The organism is Vibrio sp. E150_018 (assembly GCF_053544035.1).
This window is the reverse complement of sequence record NZ_JBHGNY010000001.1, coordinates 144,670-162,916: the sequence shown is the minus strand read 5'-3', so window position 1 is coordinate 162,916 and position 18,247 is coordinate 144,670. Positions and strand designations below refer to the sequence as shown.

At 39.9% G+C, this 18,247-nt stretch carries 16 protein-coding genes; 8 read left to right on the top strand and 8 right to left on the bottom strand.

Annotation, left to right across the window (positions count from 1 at the left end; translation table 11 throughout):
• Positions 1 to 9 precede the first annotated feature (9 nt).
• Positions 10 to 1,641, top strand: coding sequence for an FGGY-family carbohydrate kinase (locus ACE3G9_RS00785; RefSeq protein ID WP_417880489.1), 1,632 nt, complete (start codon positions 10 to 12; stop codon positions 1,639 to 1,641).
• Between the two features lie 149 nt (positions 1,642 to 1,790).
• Here ACE3G9_RS00785 and ACE3G9_RS00780 read toward each other — a convergent pair whose 3' ends face one another.
• Positions 1,791 to 2,588 carry a helix-turn-helix domain-containing protein gene (locus ACE3G9_RS00780; RefSeq protein ID WP_417880490.1) on the bottom strand — a complete coding sequence of 266 codons (798 nt, stop codon included), beginning with the start codon at positions 2,586 to 2,588 and terminating at the stop codon, positions 1,791 to 1,793.
• A 123-nt stretch (positions 2,589 to 2,711) separates the two neighbouring features.
• Here ACE3G9_RS00780 and ACE3G9_RS00775 point away from each other — a divergent pair, with 123 nt between their 5' ends.
• Positions 2,712 to 4,109 (top strand): SLC13 family permease, encoded by a 1,398-nt coding sequence (locus tag ACE3G9_RS00775; RefSeq protein ID WP_449218172.1) that lies wholly within the window; start codon positions 2,712 to 2,714, stop codon positions 4,107 to 4,109.
• Positions 4,110 to 4,272: 163 nt separating this feature from the next.
• Here the strand turns inward: ACE3G9_RS00775 and ACE3G9_RS00770 are convergent, their stop codons facing one another.
• Positions 4,273 to 4,746, bottom strand: a complete 474-nt coding sequence (locus ACE3G9_RS00770) for a Dps family protein (RefSeq protein WP_417880493.1) — start codon at positions 4,744 to 4,746, stop codon at positions 4,273 to 4,275.
• Between the two features lie 211 nt (positions 4,747 to 4,957).
• Between ACE3G9_RS00770 and ACE3G9_RS00765 the strand changes: the two genes are divergently transcribed.
• On the top strand, positions 4,958 to 5,965 hold the full coding sequence (locus tag ACE3G9_RS00765; RefSeq protein ID WP_449218171.1) for an SLAC1 anion channel family protein: 1,008 nt from the start codon (positions 4,958 to 4,960) through the stop codon (positions 5,963 to 5,965).
• Between the two features lie 4 nt (positions 5,966 to 5,969).
• A complete protein-coding gene (locus ACE3G9_RS00760) occupies positions 5,970 to 6,311 on the top strand; it encodes a carboxymuconolactone decarboxylase family protein (RefSeq protein ID WP_449218170.1) in 342 nt (113 codons plus the stop codon).
• 48 nt (positions 6,312 to 6,359) lie between these two features.
• Here the strand turns inward: ACE3G9_RS00760 and ACE3G9_RS00755 are convergent, their stop codons facing one another.
• Positions 6,360 to 7,085 (bottom strand): AraC family transcriptional regulator, encoded by a 726-nt coding sequence (locus ACE3G9_RS00755; RefSeq protein WP_449218169.1) that lies wholly within the window; start codon positions 7,083 to 7,085, stop codon positions 6,360 to 6,362.
• A gap of 282 nt (positions 7,086 to 7,367) precedes the next feature.
• On the opposite strand from ACE3G9_RS00755, the gene ACE3G9_RS00750 reads away from it, so the two are divergent.
• The 4 genes from ACE3G9_RS00750 (at position 7,368) to ACE3G9_RS00735 (ending at position 10,586) form a co-directional block, all read left to right on the top strand.
• Positions 7,368 to 8,018, top strand: a complete 651-nt coding sequence (locus ACE3G9_RS00750) for a peroxiredoxin (protein WP_417880497.1) — start codon at positions 7,368 to 7,370, stop codon at positions 8,016 to 8,018.
• A 107-nt stretch (positions 8,019 to 8,125) separates the two neighbouring features.
• A complete protein-coding gene (locus ACE3G9_RS00745; RefSeq protein ID WP_449218168.1) occupies positions 8,126 to 8,989 on the top strand; it encodes an MBL fold metallo-hydrolase in 864 nt (287 codons plus the stop codon).
• Positions 8,990 to 9,004: 15 nt separating this feature from the next.
• Positions 9,005 to 9,415 (top strand): TIGR01244 family sulfur transferase, encoded by a 411-nt coding sequence (locus tag ACE3G9_RS00740; RefSeq protein ID WP_417880499.1) that lies wholly within the window; start codon positions 9,005 to 9,007, stop codon positions 9,413 to 9,415.
• Positions 9,416 to 9,515: 100 nt separating this feature from the next.
• Entirely contained in the window at positions 9,516 to 10,586 is a 1,071-nt protein-coding gene (locus ACE3G9_RS00735; protein ID WP_449218167.1) for a SulP family inorganic anion transporter, read from the top strand.
• Between the two features lie 112 nt (positions 10,587 to 10,698).
• Here the strand turns inward: ACE3G9_RS00735 and fbpC are convergent, their stop codons facing one another.
• From fbpC to ACE3G9_RS00710, 5 genes are all read right to left on the bottom strand, one after another.
• Positions 10,699 to 11,772 carry a ferric ABC transporter ATP-binding protein gene (fbpC, locus tag ACE3G9_RS00730; RefSeq protein ID WP_449218166.1) on the bottom strand — a complete coding sequence of 358 codons (1,074 nt, stop codon included), beginning with the start codon at positions 11,770 to 11,772 and terminating at the stop codon, positions 10,699 to 10,701.
• An 18-nt stretch (positions 11,773 to 11,790) separates the two neighbouring features.
• A complete protein-coding gene (locus tag ACE3G9_RS00725; RefSeq protein ID WP_449218165.1) occupies positions 11,791 to 13,887 on the bottom strand; it encodes an ABC transporter permease in 2,097 nt (698 codons plus the stop codon).
• 172 nt (positions 13,888 to 14,059) lie between these two features.
• Positions 14,060 to 15,094: an ABC transporter substrate-binding protein gene (locus tag ACE3G9_RS00720; protein WP_449218164.1), complete on the bottom strand. Its 1,035-nt coding sequence runs from the start codon at positions 15,092 to 15,094 to the stop codon at positions 14,060 to 14,062.
• Between the two features lie 125 nt (positions 15,095 to 15,219).
• On the bottom strand, positions 15,220 to 16,533 hold the full coding sequence (uhpC, locus tag ACE3G9_RS00715; RefSeq protein ID WP_449218163.1) for an MFS transporter family glucose-6-phosphate receptor UhpC: 1,314 nt from the start codon (positions 16,531 to 16,533) through the stop codon (positions 15,220 to 15,222).
• Between the two features lie 87 nt (positions 16,534 to 16,620).
• Positions 16,621 to 18,237, bottom strand: coding sequence for an MASE1 domain-containing sensor histidine kinase (locus tag ACE3G9_RS00710; RefSeq protein ID WP_449218404.1), 1,617 nt, complete (start codon positions 18,235 to 18,237; stop codon positions 16,621 to 16,623).
• Between the last annotated feature and the right edge of the window lie 10 nt (positions 18,238 to 18,247).

Below are 18,247 nucleotides of genomic sequence, written 5' to 3'. Positions count from 1 at the left end.
GAGAGTAATATGAGTATTTACTTTATCGGAGTGGATGTAGGCAGCGGTAGTGCAAGAGCTGGTATTTTCGATACCTTAGGCAGAAAAATCAGTGAAGCGAAACGTAATATTCTTATTTTTAAACCACAAGATAATTTTGTCGAGCAGTCATCAGATAATATATGGAACGCTGTTTGTATGTCAGTTAAGGATGCATTAGCGCAAACCAATATTGATCCGATCCAAATCAAAGGCATTGGTTTTGATGCGACCTGCTCATTAGTAGTACTAGATAAGGATGGCACGCCTATTACGGTCAGCCCGAAAGGTAGAAGCGAACAAAATGTGATCATGTGGATGGATCACAGAGCCATCAGACAAACTGAACGTATTAATGAGACTCAGCATCCTGTATTAGCCTACGTTGGAAACCGAATATCACCAGAAATGCAAATGCCTAAACTACTTTGGTTAAAACAAAACATGCCAAACACCTGGTCTAAAGCAGGTTACTTTTTTGATTTACCAGATTTTTTAACATGGAAAGCCACTCACACTGCAAGTCGTTCGTTATGTTCAACAGTATGTAAATGGACTTACGTAGGACATGAAAATAAATGGGATAAACACTTTTTAAAACAAATTGGCCTAAATGATTTATTAGAAAATAATGCACAAACCATAGGTAATACCATTCTTCCTATGGGTCATCCTGTTGGTGATGGCTTAACGCCTCATGCGGCTGATGATTTAGGGTTGATTGCTGGGACAGCAGTTGGTACCTCAATCATTGATGCACATGCCGGCGGGATTGGTGTATTAGGCGCCACCGGTATCACAGGAGAAAAAGCAGACTTCAATAAGCGTTTAGCTTTAATTGGTGGAACCTCATCATGTCATATGGCCGTCTCAAAAAGTGCTAAATTTATAGATGGCGTATGGGGTGCGTATTACAGTGCAATGATCCCTAATTATTGGCTGAATGAGGGGGGACAATCAGCAACAGGTGCTTTAATCGACCATATGATAAGCTCGCACCCTCTTTATTCAGAAGCGATAGAGTTAGCCAAAAGTCAAAATAAAACGATTTATCAATTACTCAATGAAAAGTTATTAAAGCTCGCAGGAACACATGAAAAGATTGCTTATCTCACGCAAGATATGCACATCCTTCCCTATTTTCATGGAAACCGTTCTCCAAGGGCGAATCCGCACTTAACTGGCACCATTACAGGTTTAACAATGTCACAAACATTCGATGACATGGCATTACAATATTTATCCACCATACAAGGCATCGCACTAGGCACGCGACATATCATTGATGCAATGAATCAAGCAGGTTATGCCATCGATACCATCATGGCTTGTGGAGGAGGAACCAAAAACCCAATATTCCTACAAGAACACGCAAACGCGACAGGTTGTACTATATTGTTACCAGAAGAAAGCGAAGCCGTATTATTAGGTTCAGCAATGTTAGGTTCAGTTGCTGCAGGCTTTCATAGCGATATTCCGGATGCAATGAGTGCGATGAGCCGCATTAGCAAAGTAGTTATGCCACAAACAGAAAAGATGAAACGTTTCTATAATAGAAAGTACAAAGTTTTTCATATGATGTATGAAGATGACATGAAATATAGATCTACCATGAAAGAATAAAGGTAAGGGATACCATTTATTGTCTTAATCGTCCTGATTCTTATATTTTAAAAATCAGGACTTTTTAGTACGAAACTGACAAAACCTTTCGCTATATAAGTTAACCAGCAGCGTTATCAGTAAGATAGAAATGGAATAAAATAAAAGAATTACCTTTGTGCATATTCCTTAGGTGTACAACCAAACAATTTTTTAAAAGAAGAGATAAAACTGCTCACGCTACTATAACCTAGGTCATGTGCAACCAAGGTCGTGTTATATCCCTGAGAAATCTTCTCCAATGAATTCATCAAACGAAAACGGCTACGCCATTGGCGGAATGTCAATCCCGTTTCAGCTTTAAACAACCTTTCAATAGTACGGACACTTGCCCCTACCTGACTTGCCAATTGTTCAAGCAATAGAGATTGCTCAGGTTGATTAACAATAATACGGATCAAACGTTGCAGACGAGGATCATGTCCTGATGGCATATAGAGTTCCAATGCTTCCAAAGATTCAAGTTCATCAAGAGCAACCAAACCTAAGTTATGCACCCTTTCTTTTGTCAAAGAACTTGAACTTTCTGTAAGCCTGAGTATGACCTCTCGCATTAATGAACTCATCTTCAACATGACGACTTTCTCAGAGTTCTGACGAACACAAAACGAGGGATCAACATATAGATTACGGGTTTGCGTAGCCGTTTCATTACTGACCTGATGAGCATGGCCTCCCGGGATCCATACAGCATGCGTAGATGGAACAACCCAAATAGCTTTTTCACTGGCTACGCGCAAAATGCCTTTACTGCCCCAAAGGAGTTGTCCTCTGGGATGGGTATGCGGCTCAATAGCAGACTCTGCAACCATACTACGACTGTGGGTTAGCACAGGTTGAGCTGGGTCTAAAATAAAAGCAACATCACTAGGCGATAACATTGTCGTGTTAGGAATATGTTTTGACATCCTGTCTCGTTAAAACGTATCAAAAAAAGGTATTTTAGAAACAACTCAATAATATATCTATACCCAGTTGATCTTTTAGATTAACAGAACCTAATTATTATCAAAGTTCAGGAGAAAAAATATATGGTCAGCCGACTAAATATAAAGTCAGTCGCTGTAATTATCACTTTGGTATTTGCACTTATTATTAGTATTTATCCACTTTTAGGTCATTCCGAAATATTTTCTCGAAGTGCCGCTATTATCTTAGTGACCCTCGTTTTTTGGAGCTCAGGGTTCGTTCCGCCTTTTTTGGCTAGTTTGATTTTCTTTGCTTTAGTCACGATATTAGGTTTGATATCACCATCAATACTATTCGCAGGTTTTGGTTCTACCGCTGTATGGCTCATCATTTCGGGATTCATTATTGGCACAGCAATTTCCAAATCTGGGTTGGGTCAAAAGCTTGCAACACTGATTTCTCCCTACTTAACGGTCAGTTATCCGCGACTTATCACCGGTTTGGTCTTCAGTGCCATGATGCTAGGGTTTATCATGCCTTCTTCGGTAGGTAGAGCGGTGGTTTTAATTCCTATCGGCATGGCATTAGCGGACACCATTGGGCTTAAAAATGGCAGTAATGGTCGAATAGGCATTGCTACAGCCCTCACTATTTCGTGCAATATGCCTAGTTTTGCAATATTACCTGCCAATATTCCAAACATGATCTTAGCGGGTTCAAGTGAAAACCTTTTTAATATTACCTTTGGTTACACCGAATATTTGCTGCTTCACTTTCCCATATTAGGTATCGTTAAATCTTTGGTCGTTATTTGGTTGGTAGTACGTATTTTCCCTGACGAAATTTCAGCTCCGTTAATGACTAAAGACACCAACAACGAAAGTGTCGTTTCCGACCAAAAGATGCAGAAGAAAGTCGGTATTTTGCTTGCTATCACATTGTTATTCTGGATAACGGATAGCATTCACGGTATCAACCCCGCCTGGGTAGGTTTAGTAACCGCGATTATTCTCCTGTTACCTAAATGGGGGGTGGTAGAACCAAAAGCATTTAATAGCTCCGTTGATTTTGCCACAGTGATTTTCGTTGCAGGTGCCTTAGGGCTAGGAGCACTGGTTAATGAATCCGGCATTGGCTCAACATTAGGTCAGCTATTTGGGCACATGCTTCCAGCAGATCAAGACAACTCATTCCTAAGCTTCATGGCTCTGTCTATCATTTCAACGCTCACAGGATTAATCGCAACAATTCCAGGCGTGCCAACGGTATTAACACCTATGGCAGGAGATTTCGCTCAAATAACCGGGTTCTCTCTACCGGCCGTCATCATGACTCAAGTCATTGGCTTTTCGACCGTAATTTTCCCATATCAAGTGGGCCCACTAGTCGTCGCAATGCAATTATCAAAAGAGCCTCTCTCTAAGCTATTAAAAATTACCCTACCCTTGACGGCTATTACTGTTGTCGTATTGATGCCTTTAGATTTTCTATGGTGGCAACTACTAGGCTGGATAAATTAATAACGAGCTCCCGCTAATAACCACCTACCACTCATACCTTATAGAATCAAAAGTTATAAAAAAGAGCCTGATCACATTGACATGGTCAGGCTCTAACTAGCTGCTTATTAACGTCCCTAGTCCTTACACACTGCACGTGCACGCTTAGGGTTTATCTGTGTTTTTATGCGACCAGCATAGCCCTTAACATCCATGCCGTTTTTTCATGCACTCGCATTCGGTCTGAAATCAGAGCCGCAGAAGATTCATCATCAGCATCCTGAGCCGTTTTTAATATCTCACGGCAAGTTCTGATCACTTGTTCATGACTTTGCGTAAGGATTTTTACCATCTCCATTGCCGGTGGGATATCTTCCACTTCTTCAATAGAGCTTAATGCCGCTAACGATTTATATGTACCTGGAGCGACAATATTCAATGAACGAATACGTTCCGCGACATCATCGACAGCGGTTGCAAGCTCTGTGTAATGCTCTTCAAACATCAAATGAAGATCACGAAACTGTCGCCCAGTCACGTTCCAGTGAAAATTGTGAGTTTGCAGATAAAGAGTATAAGAGTCTGCTAACAAACGCTTCAGACCTTCAGCCACCGCAATACGGTCAGCTTCATTTATTCCTATATCGATAGTATCCATAGTGACTCCTTGATTGATTAAAATATCCAGCACATAAGTATAGAAAATTCTATAGAGGCTACAACAACCACTCTATAACAGTTCGTTTGGTTAAAACACCGCTTGTCGCATTAGGAATACATCTTGTCATATTTTTAACTAAAAACGTCAATTAGATAAGGGTATATTAGATTCAACTAATATAAAAAACGACTAACTGAAAAGGCTTGATATGAACAATTTATCCATAAACCACTCATCCTCTACAAAAGTAGAAAGCCGATTAATACATTTCCCTATGTCAATGTTCTCTATCGTTATGGGTCTGAGTGGATTTGCAATCGCATGGCAAAAAGCTTTGGGGACGTCCTTTCCTGTGATAACAACATTCACCAGTGCTTTAGCAAGTATCGTTATGTTGTTGGTGAGTGGCCTTTATTTATTAAAACTCTTTCGCTACCCCAATGCAGTGATTGCAGAAACCAAACACCCAATTAGAATTAATTTCTTCGCAGCCTTCTCAATCAGCCTATTACTCCTTTCTGTCGTTTGGCATAGGTTTGAATCATTTTCCTATTGCTTATGGGGTTTTGGCGCGATCGTTCAGCTATCGTTAACTTTACTGATCATGCATAGCTGGATACACCACGATCACTATCAACTTGAACACGCTAATCCGAGTTGGTTTATTCCGGTTGTTGGTAACATAATTGCTCCAATCACCGGTGCTCAATTAGGATATATCGAAGTAAGTTGGTTCTTTTTTGGCGTTGGTATTGTTTTTTGGATGGCGCTACTAACCATCATTACCAACCGTTTAATTTTTCATGCAGCTCTGCCAACACCTTTTAAACCTATGCTGTTTATCTTGTTAGCGCCACCATCTATTGGCTTTGTATCCTATAGCGCACTAGTGCCAGAACTGACTGACTTTTCCAGAGTACTTGCCTCTGTTGCACTATTCACCGCTATTTTGCTGCTGCTCAATATCAATCAATTTCGAAAAGTTGGGTTTTATCTTTCATCCTGGGCTTTTTCATTTCCGGTAGCCACTTTTAATGTCGCGCTCTTTAGATATGCTGAGCTCGCTCATTCCCCTGCATACTTTTACATGGGTATAGCAGTATTAGGATGCTTGACCCTTCTCATTCTGTGGCTTTCACTTAATACATTCAAAGCCATAAAAACCGGTGAAATCTGTAAGCCAGAGTCAGTAAATTCAAATATACAAGTGGGGTAAAGTTATGAATAAAAGTTATACCGATATTAATCAACAACAACGCAAGTTAGGTTCCGCTTTTCGAAAAGAGAGCCCGGATACACTTAACGCTTTTTTAAGTCTTCACAAAGCGGCTTTTGCTTCTGGTACTATGGAGACCAAGTATAAAGAGCTTATTGCCGTTGCGATTGCCATCAGTGTTCGTTGTGATGGCTGTATCGGTTCCCACGTTGAAGCAGCCGTTAAAGCTGGAGCTTCCAGAGAAGAACTGATTGAGACCATCAATGTAGCGATTTTGATGGGAGGTGGCCCTGCTGTAATTTATGGAACACAAGCGTTAGCTGCCGTGGACGAGTTTAGCCGATAATCAATTGTATCCGCTCTACTCAAATATAAGTAGGACGGATACATTGTGTTAACCATCATTGGAAGTTGACTCGACACATTGCTGAGGAGGAACACCAAAAAATTTGCTAAATTCTCTAATGAAGCTCGGAATACTCTTGTAGCCGACTTCATGTGCGGCGGCTTTGCTTGTCATTCCTTGTTCTATAAGATCCCGCGCCAGAATCAACTTATACCGACTTTTCCATGCTCTAAACGTCAGTCCTGTCTCTTTGACAAAGAGTCTCTCTATCGTACGCGGACTTGCTCCAACCTTAAGAGCAAGGGAGCACAATTGATGATTAAAAGAAAACTCGTTAATCAGTAAACTTAGTAGTTTTTTTAGACGAGGGTCTGTCCCAGATGGCATCCAATAAGTCGTTTGCTCTAAAGAAGATAACTCTTCTAACACCACAAGCCCCAATAACCGACTGTAGTTTTGATTGGTAGTCTCACTCACAAGCCTTTCCATAACATCTTTCAATAAACTACTGAGTTTCATTACAACGGCTTGCTCATTTCCTGAAAGAACTTCATAAAAAGGATCGACATATAAACTCAACAACACGGTGTTTGTGTCACTGGATAGCTCATGAAAGGCGTTACTCGGAATCCATATCCCGCATGATGTAGGTACTATCCATACTTTGTTACTACTAAGGATACTGAAAGTACCAGACTTAGCCCATATAAACTGTCCTCTAGGATGTTGGTGTTCAGGAACACCAGTACCTGCTTCTAGTTGTCTTTTTTCCATAAGCACGGGCTTTGTACTATCAAGGATATACGCCTTAGTGCTTGGCTGAATGTTTGTCGTGTTGGGATAGTTTCTTGTCATTTATTAGTGAGTTTTATGTCAATGTGAATTGTATACTCTAAGTATGGTAGGTCGATTATTCAACAATATACAGTGAGTCAAATAAGTCCGCTTTGTTCCTAAAGCAAATATTAGATCAGACTAGACCGTAACTTTTTCAGTAGCCAGTGATAACTGAACTGATGATAACTAATTGATTGGAAAGTGATAGAAGGGTGACCTATGTACGAACATGAAAACCAACTTGTAACAATGCCACAGTTAAACAAACCAGCACCAACATTCAACGCGAAAACAACACACGGAACATTAAAGCTAGAAGATTATAAAGGAAAATGGCTTGTACTATTTTCTCATCCAGCCGATTTTACACCAGTATGTACAACGGAATTTATGGCTTTTGCGAAGGCTAATGATAACTTTAAAGCACTCAATTGCGAATTGATGGGTCTATCTATTGATGGTGTTCATGCACACATCGCATGGGCTCGTAGCATTAAAGATAACTTTGGTGTTGAAATTAACTTCCCGATTATCGCTGACCTGAATATGAAAGTCGCAGGCGCTTACGGCATGGTTCAGCCAGGAGCAAGTGATACCTCTGCAGTTCGTGCCACTTTCGTTATCGATCCTGAAGGTGTACTACGTGCGATGTTGTATTACCCAATGAGCAACGGCCGTTCAGTTGCAGAAATTCTGCGCCTGGTTAAAGCACTACAAACGACTGATGCAAACGTGTGTGCAACTCCGGAGAGTTGGACGCCAGGTGATGAAGTGATTGTTCCACCACCTGCAACCGCTCAAGAAGCCGACATACGTAAAGATCAAGGTTACAATTACGTTGATTGGTACTTCAGTAAAAAAACGCTGTAATCCGCATACCTTAATAACGTTCAACTGAGTTTGTTGTGAACGGGTGCCTCTCGGTTCCCGTTATTTTAACCTTGAGAAACTCACTATTTTATAAAAAAGGAGGGAATATGACTCCCAACGTTTACGAGTTTTTCGATCCAAAAACCTTCACCTACAGCTATGTTGTCGTTGACTCTACTAGCCAACAATGTGCTGTGATTGATTCAGTGCTCGACTATGATCCGGCATCAGGCAGAATTTCATACGAAACGGCCGATAAACTCATTGAGTTTGTTGTGGACAGCGGATTACAAGTAGAGTGGATTCTTGAAACCCATGTCCATGCGGATCATCTAAGCGCAGCCCCCTATATCAAACAGAAACTTGGTGGAAAATTGGGTATTGGTAGCAAAATTACAGTGGTACAGAATACATTTGGCAAACTGTTTAATGCTGGCAGTGATTTTTCAATGGACGGAAGCCAGTTTGATCATCTGTTTTCCGATCAGGAAAGCTTTACTCTTGGTAATATTGAAGGATACGCAATCCATACTCCAGGCCATACTCCTGCCTGTATGGCTTACGTTATTGGTAACAGCGTATTTGTCGGCGACACCTTATTCATGCCCGATTACGGCACCGCACGTTGCGATTTTCCTGGAGGAGATGCAGCGACCCTCTATAACTCAATTCACAAATTGTTCGCTCTACCTGATGAAACACGCGTCTTTCTGTGTCATGACTACAAAGCACCAAACCGCAAAGAGTATATGTTTGAAACTACGATTGGTGATGAGCGCCTACACAATATTCATATTAAACAAGATATTTCCGAGCAACAATTTGTTGAAATGCGTGAAGGGCGTGATGCCACGCTAAATATGCCGACTCTGATTTTGCCTTCGGTTCAGGTCAATATGCGAGCCGGAGAATTACCACCAGAAGAAGATAATGGTGTACGCTATCTCAAAATACCATTGAATAAAGTCTAAAACGGAGTTGCTGTTATGCTGAAGCCAATCTATTTAACGGATTCAATGACCGTTTCTTCACAAATTCTTCCCAACGACGTAGCACCTCTAGCGGAGATGGGGTTTAAGTCGATCATCAACAACCGTCCGGACGGGGAGGATAATGGTCAGCCTTTGAATCGCGAAATTGAACGGCTAGCTGAAGAACAGGGCTTAACTTATTTTCACCTGCCAGTGACCTCTGGAAATATTACTCAAGAACAGAGGAAACAGTTTGCTCAATTCTTTGCACAGGCTCCTAAGCCTATTTTTGCTTTTTGCCGTACGGGAACACGTTGCAGTGCACTCTGGTCGATGGGTAGCGACGAATTGGGTTCATTTGATCAACGTATTGCCCAAGCCGCCAAAATGGGTTTTGACCTGAGTTGGGTTAAGCAACCCGATTAATCCAATCTCATTCATTCGATTGGTATAACTAAATTTACTTGCTTAGGATAACCAAGGCATGAAAAATTCCTGGTTGAAATAGCTGCCGATATCATCTTGGTTGCCTAATTATTCGCGTCATGATGCTACGAAAGATGGCTTAGCTACTATTATCGTCACTTTGATGCTAATTCCACAAAGCCTTGCATACGCGATGGTCGCAGGACTACCACCTGTTGTTGGTCTGTACGCCAGCATCCTCCCTCTTATCGCTTATACACTGCTTGGTACCAGTAAAACACTGGCCGTTGGTCCAGTCGCAGTTATCTCGCTAATGACCGCAGAAGCCGTTGCTCCGCTGTTTGAAATGGGGAGCCAAGGCTATATCACGGCAGCAGCAACCTTAGCATTTCTTTCCGGTATCGTGCTATTTCTGATGTCGGTACTAAGACTAGGGTTTCTGACCACTTTTTTAAGCCATCCGGTGCTTTCTGGCTTTATGACGGCCTCGGGTATTCTTATCTCTATCGGACAATTTAAACATATTCTTGGCGTACCACTACACGGGGAAAATGTAATTCAACGTCTGACCAATTTGATCCTTGCGTTGCCCCAAACTAATTTCTACACCTTGTTGATTGGCGTATCCTGCTTGATTGCCCTGATTTACGCACGCAAAAGCCTCCGACCCCATTTAATCAAACTAGGACTTTCTTCAGAACTGGCGGGGCTAACTACCTCTCTGGCGCTATTTCTCTGGCGAACCAGTCGCCCACATATTGCAGTGGTTGGTTTAATTGAGGGAACCCAACATTTTCGCAATATCCTGCGCTTTAATGTCATCCAAAGTAAAACAGTCCTCAGCCTACGAATTGACGAAAGCTTATATTTTGCCAATGCTCGCTATCTGGAAGATCAGATACCGGAATATCTGGAACAATACCCGCAAACCCAAGATTTGGTATTAATGTTATCTGGAGTAAACATGGTCGATGCCAGTGCACTGGAAAGCTTGATGTTAATTCACGACCGTCTGAACGAATCTAATATTCAACTGCATTTATCAGAAGTTAAAGGCCCGGTCATGGATAACATTCATAAGTCAAACTTCTTTGAACGCTTTAAAGGTAAGGTATATGTGAGTCAGTATGAAGCTATGGCTGATTTAGACCGTTCAATTTTTAATCACTAATTTATTGCGACTCTATAAAGGTGTGATGGACGAATTTTGCGAATAAATAGATTCCCCTTCCCTAATGAAAACTAGAGGAAGGGGAAATTCTAATGAGCCTTTTTCTCTCAGGTTATTTTTTAGAAAACGACTCTACATTAGGTGGCAGTAAAAACAGACCTACAGGATTAATACTTAAATACAAATGATCCACACTCTCAGGATCAAAATGAGATGAATTGAGCTGCAATAACAACTCTTTATCGTGCCATTTCACAACCACTTCATACATTGAGCCCATATAAGTAATGTTATCAATTTTACATTGTTGACACTCTTCACCATTAGAACTTAATAAAATGGCTTCAGGCCGAACACCAATTTGATACTGGCCTGCAGGGAAGTTTAGCGTTGTTTCATCATCTGCAGGAATTTTATACCCATTAATAATGAGGTTTTGACCGTCATACTCACCATCAAAGATATTCGCTTCCCCCATAAAGTTTGCCATAAACATAGATGCAGGATGTTTATAGAGCTCTGTTGGTGAGCCCGCTTGCATAATTTCACCATCTTTCATCACAATCACAGTATCGGAAACAGCAAATGCCTCAGATTGATCGTGAGTCACATATAACGAAGTAATATTAAATCGTTGCTGTAATTCCCTAATAGTTTCTCTCATGCTTCGACGTAAATTTGCATCTAGATTGCTTAAAGGCTCATCAAATAGCAGCACTTTTGGTTTTAATACTAACGCCCTAGCTAATGCGACACGTTGTTGTTGACCGCCTGATATCTGATCAACATATCGCTCACCAAATCCTTCCAGATCAACTAACTTTAATGCTTCATCAACACGCTGTTTAATTTCATCTTTTCCTAATCCTATCATTTTTAGGCCATATCCCACATTGTCATGTAAAGATAAGTGAGGAAATAAAGCGTAAGATTGAAACACCATACAAATATCACGTTGTTGTATTGAGGTACTGGTAACATCTTCGCCATCAATATAAATCTGGCCACTAGTAGGTTTTTCTAATCCTGCGACTAAACGAAGTACCGTGGTTTTACCGCATCCAGAAGGCCCAAGTAGAGTCACTAAGCTTCCTTTTTTAATTTCCAGATCCAAATTGCCAATGACCGTTTTATCTCCAAAGCGCTTGCAGATATTCTTCAGAACGACAAAGTTTTCATTTTTCATGTTTATATCTCCAATCTCTTATTCTTGGTTCTTAGCTTTTGAACGGGAAATTCGAGCTTCCCCTACCATATAATCAAATATCAAAATAATAGACAGCATGACCACAATCAAAATTGTCCCGTAAGCAATAGCTATCCCATATTCCCCATCTTCCACTCGGTTTAAGATATATGAGGTAGCAACTCGAGTTTCTGGGGTCACTAAGAAAATAATGGCACTTACCGTTGTCATCGCCCTTACGAAGCTATAAATCAGCGTAGAAAGAATGGCGGGTCTCAATAGCGGTAGAAGAATATTTTTAATCGTTTTAAATGAGTTTGCCCTTAAGCTTAATGAAGCCTCATCTAATGATTTATCTAATTGTCCAAGACCTGCAATTCCAGCGCGGATCCCGACTGGTACATTACGCATGACCATTGAAATCACAACAATAGCTGCCGTCCCTGTTAAATAAATAGGAGCATCATTAAAAGCAAGTATGTAGGAAACCCCCGCCACCGTTCCTGGTACGGCAAAACAAAGCATGGTAGAAAACTCAATCACCTTCTTCCCATAAAACTGCTGGCGTACCACAATATAAGCGATAAGTAGGCCAAAAAAGGCCGTGAGTGGCGCGGCAACACCAGCATAAATCATTGTTGTGATCAAAGATGGCCATGCCCCTTCACTCATACCCATACCAAAGAGATGGATATAATTTTTCAATGTTAGGCTGTAATCAACCCCCCAATTAACCGTAAAGCTACCAAAGATAATGCTGCCATAAAGCAAGATATTAAATGCCATCCAAAAATACAGTAAACCCGATACCGTATGTTTTAATAAAGTTGGTAATGCTTGGACATCTCCACGATACGATTTACCTGAAATCGTCACGTAAGAACGCTTGCCTATCCATAAGTATTGAATAACAAAAATCGCTAATGAAAAGAGGAGCAAAACACCACCAAGAGTACTGGCAGAGGCGTAATCTAACTGAGCTCCCGCAATGTAGAAATAAATCTGAGTCGCCAACACATCGAAACTACCACCAAGAACTAATGGATTACTAAAGTCAGCCAAAGATTGAACAAAAATAATCAAGAAACTATTTGCTAAAGCAGGCTTTAATAACGGCATGACGATCTTAAAAAATGTTTGATATCGATTAGCACGTAATGTGTAAGAAGCTTCTTCTAAAGAAGGATGAAGAGATTTCATTGCACCATCCAAAATCATAAATGACATAGGTGCAAAAGCGAGCACTTGGGCTAACCAAATCCCTGTAAACCCATATAACCAATTGGTTTGCTCCAAGCCAAACCAATCCACCATGATTTCAGTAATATAACCAGAACGACCTAACATTAAGGTCACTCCCAACCCGACAACAAATGGAGGCGTGACGATAGGTAATATTGAAAAAATACGGGCAATAAAAGCGGAACGAATGGCAATCCGAGTCGTATAAATTGCAAAAATTAAACCAAAGAAAGTGGCCCCGATCCCAACCGAGACGCCAAGAAAAACAGAGTTCCAGATAATCTGAATGATTTGAGAACGACCCAGAATTTCAAGAAATTGCCAAGCAACAAAATTGCCCATGTCATCTTTAAACATCGGAACAAAAATAGCGATACTTGGAAAAATAATAAAAACAGAAATTAATAAAATTATCGTGATCAAAGCACCAATAACAAAACTATCTCCACCTAGAAACTCTAAGCGAGAAAAGGCGAATGTCATGACGACACTCAGTGTAATGAAAAGTGCTATGGTCGAATAACCTAAACCTTGATGAGTATAAAAAGAACTCACCACGACAAACAACATGCATAAAGCTGAATAGCTAATATCAAAATAATGTCGAAATTTAGCATGTTTATTTTTCGGTGTAATTGGTCTTATCAGTAACACCGAAGGCAGTAAAAACCACCACCATGAAATATTGTACCCACTCCATCCCATCGCTTCATAGAACTCGTCGGATGTTGATTCAAATAGACCGTAATCTAAAGAGAAAGAAGGTAATAATACAAATGCGCATAATAATGTGAAGATCCAATAAAAAATAGGATCGACTTTTTTTATGCCATCATTTTCCCTTCGTTGTTTATCTGCTATTAATTCATTCATCTTTTGCACCAAAACAATAAGTAAACCATTTAAATCGTTATCACATACCTAAATTTGGGGTGTGTGAATTCACTCTTAAGCTTTAACTTAAAAGTCATCATTTAAATTTAATTAGGAAGTTAGGGTATGAACCTCATAAGAATGATTCATACCCTAAAAAGCAATCAGACGTTTATTCTCCCATTTTTACCACTTCGACCCACTTATTAATTAATCGCTTACGTTCATCAGATGAACCATAAGTATCCATATCGTAATTAATTAATTTTAATTTTGTAGGATCTAATGCATTAGGAGATTGTTCAGCGTGCGTATTGGTCAAAATTTGGAATGATTTCCCTTTCTTCCAAGCCAGTTCCTGTCCTTCTTTCGACATAACCCAATCGACAAATAGTTTTGCATTATCGATATTTCGAGCACCTTTAATAATACTCACACCACCAATTTCATAACCGGTCCCTTCACAAGGCGATATTAACTCTAATGGTGCACCTTTTGATTGCTCCAATGAGTAATCATGTAAAAAGCCAACCCCAATAGCAATTTCACCTCTAGCCGCATTACGTGATGGGGTGACTCCTGATTTGGTGTATTGTGAGATATTGGTATCTAAAGATTTAAAGAACTCAAAAGCTTTGTCTTCGCCCCACAATTGAATAAACGTTGCTAGTGCAGTATATGCAGTACCAGAACTCTGTGGATCAGCAATTTGAATCTCCCCCTTATATTCAGGCTTAACCAAATCACTCCAACAACGAGGGATTGGCACCCCTTTTTCTTCAAGGCGTTTAGTATTCACACCAAACCCAAGGATCCCCATATAAACAGCCGAAGAATAATTGCCTTTACGTTTTGCTGGATCTTTAAAATTATCCATTACAAACTCAAGTTGAGGCGACTTATAAGGCTGCAATAAATCCATTTCCCCTGCTTGAGATTGTGGATCAAGCGTTCCGCCATACCATACGTCAGCACGAGGGTTATTTTTCTCAGCTTCAATTTTAGCTAAGGTACTTCCTGAACCATTTCGAACAAACGATGTTTTTACATCATATTTATTCGAAAACGCTTTGGTTTCCGCTTCACACATAGCATTAGTCGCACTACAATAAACAACCAATCTTCCTTCAGCCAAAGCTTGAGGAGCCGCAAATGTAGTACTTAAAATACAGCTAGCGAGTAATTTTAGACGTAGTCCTTTTTTCATCTTATTTCCTCTTTTTATATTTATTACACAACGCCTTTGTAGGGCACGTTGCTCATTTTCACATCACTGCGAAATTTATTACGAATATAGAAATAGATAAAACAACGAAAAAATAAATAGTTAATTTAAAATGTATTTCGTTGTTGTGCCTTTAAAAAGGGTAAAATCAATAATCCAATCAATGCCGAAGAAAGAGAAATCACCCCAAAGAAACCTTCCCAGCTAAATTGTTCAATAATGATAGACAATGGATAACTCGCCAAAGCAGCACCAATATATCCAAATATGCCAACAAATCCTGTTGCCGAACCTGCTGCGTCTTTATGAGAACATTCTGCAGCCGCCATTCCGATCATCATCTGTGGTCCAAAAATAAAAAATCCAATACAAAAAAAACAAGATGATAAAACCACTAAATTGTCTATAGGCGTCAACCAAAGGGCCATGACTGAAATAAAAATACCCAAAGAGAAAATTAAATTCATTGGTGCTCGATTTCCTCGAAAAAACCGATCAGAGCCCCATCCACCAAATAAAGAACCTAAAAAGCCTCCGACCTCGAACATTGCCACCGCGGTATTAGCAGAAAACAAATCATAATGATGCCTCTCAGTGAGATATAAATTCCCCCAGTCATTGATAGCGATCCGAACGATATACACCAATAAATAGGAAGCACACAGTAACCAAATATATTTGTTACCCAAGACATAAACTTTTAAAATTTCAGAAAAGTTCAGCCCTTTTCCTTCCGCTTCTTGATGCTGTTCTAAAGCATCTTTTTTCCACTCACCCACTGGAGGAAGCCCAAGCGTAATGGGTTTATCTGTAATGCGAAAACATAAATAAAGACCGACGACCATTGCACCTATCCCCGGTACAATAAATCCATATCGCCAACCATAGGTAACCGCAATAAAGCCAATACTAATTGGGATTAATGCCCCACTCACATTCTGGCATGTATTCCAAAGAGACCACCAAAAGCCCCTCTCACTTCTTGAGTACCAACTGGTCAATAGCTTTGCACAAGGAGGCCAGCCCCAACCTTGAAAAAAAGCATTTAATGCCCAAAGCATCACAAAGGCCATCAACGAAGAACTCAGACCAAATAAGACATTAATGATCCCAGTGGCAATCAACCCCAAGCCCATAAAATAACTTGGTTTAGATTGATCACTCACAATCCCCGATACAAACTTAGAAAGACCGTAAATGATATAAAAAAGTGTTCCTAATAAACCAAAATCTGAATGCGCTAACCCCAAATCTTCTAGCATCGCTGGCATGGCAAAATTGAGACTTTTACGCGTAAAATAAAATACGCCATAACCTAAATACATCGAGAGCATTAGGTGTACACGCCAATACTGATAAGTCTCGTCTACTTTAGATGCCTCAACCTTGGACGCTACTGGGGTTACATTAAAAAACGCCATATCAACACTCTCGTTTGGATAAAAAAATGATAGTCGGTTGTTATAAGAAATGAATGAGACAAAGTTATAAATGACTAGGAAATTTTCTTAGATTGATTCTTTTTTGAATGTTTTTGTGGGCAAGTTAACAATTATACGAGTACCTTTAGGCGTACTTTCACTAGCAGAATCTATCGTCAATTCTCCCCCTAGTGCATGGATCCTTTCTTCGATACCAATCAGCCCTTGTCCTTTTGATTTCCAGCCATGGGATAACCCAAGGCCGTTATCATATAATTCAAGATAAAACATACTGCCTGAAAAAATAGTTAATTGGACCTTTGAAGCATCCGCATGCTTACTTACATTATTTAAGAGTTCTTGAACGATACGGTAAACCGTGACAGAAGTGATATCATCGAGCTTATCAGTGTAAGGACCAATCTTGAACTGGCATTCGATATTCCTGTCAGAAAAACTCATTTCATGGGCTAATTGATGAATGGCATTTTTTAACCCTAATTCATCTAATACTTGAGGTCGAAGCTGAGTTAATAATTGCCGAGTGGAAAGGTGTATACGCATCGCGAGCTGATTGATCGTCTCGGCAATATGCTGCTCTTTTTCATCTTTAGCTAATCGCCCTGAAAGCATAGATTGAATTTGAATCGCCGTAATATTTTGCCCAATCTCATCATGAAGCTCACGTGCGACTGATTTTCTGATTTGCTCTTCTATCGTCACCAATTGGCAAGCCAGTTGTTTCTTACTTACTAACTCATTCTCTAACTTATTATTTGTTACAATTAAGCGTTGTGATAATAAATACTGTCGACTAATAGCAATCCCCAACCCTAAACCGACTAAAGCTTGAGTGGTAATAAAGCTTTGAAGTTCCATTTCGCTTTCAAATGAGCCTATAACTTGTCTACCTGTCGTCAGCAAAATACTGTTTATGACACTGGCGAGCACCCCACCTTGCCAACCATATTTGTAAGCCATAAAAATATTAGGCAAAAGTAATATGAGTAAAACAATCGGTTGAAATTCTTCAATAAAAAAAAGCTCGGCGATAAGCCCAAAGCTAAAGAAAAATAAAGACCATAAAAATGCAGAAGGTCTCAGTGTCACTTCTTGATGGATCAGTGTTGGAGAAAGTGGAGACCAAATTTGTTGATATAAATAATCATAAAGTAAGAACAAAAAAGGCGTTAACAATACCCCACCAGTAATCGTCGAAACGGTAACTTCAGCAACATAATACAAGTCAATGTTTAGTGGCTTTATCAGTAAAAGAATACTCAATCCACATAACATCCCATAGGCAAGCGTGAATCCAGTCAAAGCCAATAATCGTTGCCAATAATCCTTTAAAAGCACCCAAAATCTTTGAAATAAAATGGCCACCCAATAACCAATCAAAGAGAAAAGTAATAAAACATATTCATGCCCACTTATTTCTAATAGATAGCCCACGGAACCAATCAAAAGCATTTCACACATCGTCACCCCCAGCCATAAACGTCTAGGGGATAAAGTAAGCATTGCCAGCTTTAACCCCGTAGGCAAGAGCAAGCCTGCTAATAAAAAATCTGACGTGATATATCGGCTGATATTCCATAAACAAAACCAACATATGGAATAGAAAACGCATGAAAATGCATAACTGAAACAAGATGGAATGGAGGATATGAGTGGTGAGGTTTTTTTATTAGAAGTAAACATCAACATCATG

Excerpts from the sequence above, each read along its gene's own strand:
- ACE3G9_RS00755 (WP_449218169.1), bottom strand. The coding sequence starts at position 7,085 with ATGGAAAAAAGACAACTAGAAGCAGGTACTGGTGTTCCTGAACACCAA.
- ACE3G9_RS00710 (WP_449218404.1), bottom strand. The coding sequence starts at position 18,237 with ATGTTTACTTCTAATAAAAAAACCTCACCACTCATATCCTCCATTCCA.
- fbpC (WP_449218166.1), bottom strand. The coding sequence starts at position 11,772 with ATGAAAAATGAAAACTTTGTCGTTCTGAAGAATATCTGCAAGCGCTTT.
- ACE3G9_RS00780 (WP_417880490.1), bottom strand. The coding sequence starts at position 2,588 with ATGTCAAAACATATTCCTAACACGACAATGTTATCGCCTAGTGATGTT.
- ACE3G9_RS00725 (WP_449218165.1), bottom strand. The coding sequence starts at position 13,887 with ATGAATGAATTAATAGCAGATAAACAACGAAGGGAAAATGATGGCATA.
- ACE3G9_RS00760 (WP_449218170.1), top strand. The coding sequence starts at position 5,970 with ATGAATAAAAGTTATACCGATATTAATCAACAACAACGCAAGTTAGGT.
- uhpC (WP_449218163.1), bottom strand. The coding sequence starts at position 16,533 with ATGGCGTTTTTTAATGTAACCCCAGTAGCGTCCAAGGTTGAGGCATCT.
- ACE3G9_RS00775 (WP_449218172.1), top strand. The coding sequence starts at position 2,712 with ATGGTCAGCCGACTAAATATAAAGTCAGTCGCTGTAATTATCACTTTG.
- ACE3G9_RS00750 (WP_417880497.1), top strand. The coding sequence starts at position 7,368 with ATGTACGAACATGAAAACCAACTTGTAACAATGCCACAGTTAAACAAA.
- ACE3G9_RS00745 (WP_449218168.1), top strand. The coding sequence starts at position 8,126 with ATGACTCCCAACGTTTACGAGTTTTTCGATCCAAAAACCTTCACCTAC.
- ACE3G9_RS00720 (WP_449218164.1), bottom strand. The coding sequence starts at position 15,094 with ATGAAAAAAGGACTACGTCTAAAATTACTCGCTAGCTGTATTTTAAGT.
- ACE3G9_RS00765 (WP_449218171.1), top strand. The coding sequence starts at position 4,958 with ATGAACAATTTATCCATAAACCACTCATCCTCTACAAAAGTAGAAAGC.
- ACE3G9_RS00740 (WP_417880499.1), top strand. The coding sequence starts at position 9,005 with ATGCTGAAGCCAATCTATTTAACGGATTCAATGACCGTTTCTTCACAA.
- ACE3G9_RS00785 (WP_417880489.1), top strand. The coding sequence starts at position 10 with ATGAGTATTTACTTTATCGGAGTGGATGTAGGCAGCGGTAGTGCAAGA.
- ACE3G9_RS00770 (WP_417880493.1), bottom strand. The coding sequence starts at position 4,746 with ATGGATACTATCGATATAGGAATAAATGAAGCTGACCGTATTGCGGTG.